Annotated in this window: 1 protein-coding gene; it reads right to left on the bottom strand. The window is 33.8% G+C overall.

The genetic code is table 11. The features are described from left to right. Positions 1-127: 127 nt before the first annotated feature. Positions 128-1,498: an NAD(P)/FAD-dependent oxidoreductase gene (locus GSY74_RS03925; RefSeq protein ID WP_164663801.1), complete on the bottom strand. Its 1,371-nt coding sequence runs from the start codon at positions 1,496-1,498 to the stop codon at positions 128-130. Positions 1,499-1,623 lie beyond the last annotated feature (125 nt).

The raw sequence follows: 1,623 nt of genomic DNA, 5'->3' as shown, positions 1-1,623 counted from the left end.
AATCGAGTGAAGATTTTGATTCTCAAAGATATTGGAGATTTAATAAAAACAGATTAAATCAGCTTTTAAACACTTACTATATAGAAAACCCCGATACTAAGAGTATTGAGGATATCTATAAAAATATTTAACTTTCCATCTCTTTTATAGCCATAATTGCTGCCATAATTAACGGATAGTTTGTTGGAGCTCCCGTAAGCATAGGTTGTGTTGCCACCTGCATTGACATAACACTGTATACACTTTTTCCAGATTCAATTATATGCCCGATTAAGTTTATAATCTCACCAACCTCATCACCACCAATAACTTGACCACCTAGAACTTGACCACTATATCTTGATACTATAAGCTTCACATATTGCTCACGAGTTCCTGGCATTTTAGCAGGATGACGATTTATCCCTTTAAATGAACCGATTATCATTGTAGTATTTGTTTTAACTTCTGCTTTATCAGCCGTAACACCTGCTGATGCGAAAACAGTATCACCTATTTTTGTTGAAAAGATTGAGATAGTTCCACTCATACCTTTTAGATATTTTATACCATATATAGAACTTCCTGCAACTCTTGCTTCTGCTGCTGAAGTTGAAGCCAGCATAACTTTTGATGGAGCCTTAGATATAAAACCTCTTCTAGCAGTACAATCACCAACCGCAAATATATCTAGATTCTCTGTTCTCATATAATCATCAACCCAGATTCCACCATAATGCCCTAAAGATATTCCAACTTTATCTGCTAATTGTGTATTTGGTTTATATCCAGTTGCCAGGATAACAACATCTGCATCAACAACTCTTCCACTTTTTAGTTTTACACCATTGACAATATTATCACCATTTTTATCAACAATCTCAACTACTCTATCTGAACCAATATACTTAACACCTGCATCTGTCACAATTTTCTGAGCTTCTTGGGCTATATCAGAATCAAAAGCTCTATTTAGTATAAATTCACTCCCACCAACTACAGTTACATTCTTTCCAACACCTGCAAACTCCATAGCTATTTCAATACCGATAAAACCACTTCCTACAACTATAATATTTTGCTTCTCATTGGAGTAATCTTTTAGTTTTTTAATTAATTCTACGTTTTTAGCGATTGTAAACACTCCCTCTAAATCTAAAGAGTGTTGTAGTGATTCATGTACAAAAGGAATAGAACCTGTAGCAAAAACAAGTTTATCAAATGAGATTTCACTGTCGTTATAGTAAGCAACTTTATTTTTAATATCTATGTCACTAACAGTTGCAACCTTAGAGTCTATATCCATATTTGCAGGGAGTCCACAAGGGGCTAAGCCATTTTCAACAGTTCCTAATGTATTTCCAAAAACATAGGGGATTGAACAAGGAACGAGTTGTTGTTCATGTTCTCTTAAAACAACTATTTTTTTATCTGGGTTACTAATCTTTGCAATAGAAGCACAGACTCCACCAGCAGGTCCAGCACCAATCACTAATATATCACAACTCTCTTTTTGCATCTATTATCCATTTATTAATAATATAATCTATAATTATTATAAGTATATCACATCAACTATTGCTATAAAATTTAAAGCTTATATTTACCTCTAGCGCATCTAACATGACACCTGCCTTCTTTGTT

The sequence above is a fragment of the Sulfurovum sp. bin170 genome (assembly GCF_010892395.1).
Taxonomy (GTDB): Bacteria; Campylobacterota; Campylobacteria; order Campylobacterales; family Sulfurovaceae; genus UBA1140.
The sequence above is the reverse complement of the archived record's forward strand: the minus strand, read 5'-3'. Positions and strand labels throughout refer to the sequence as shown.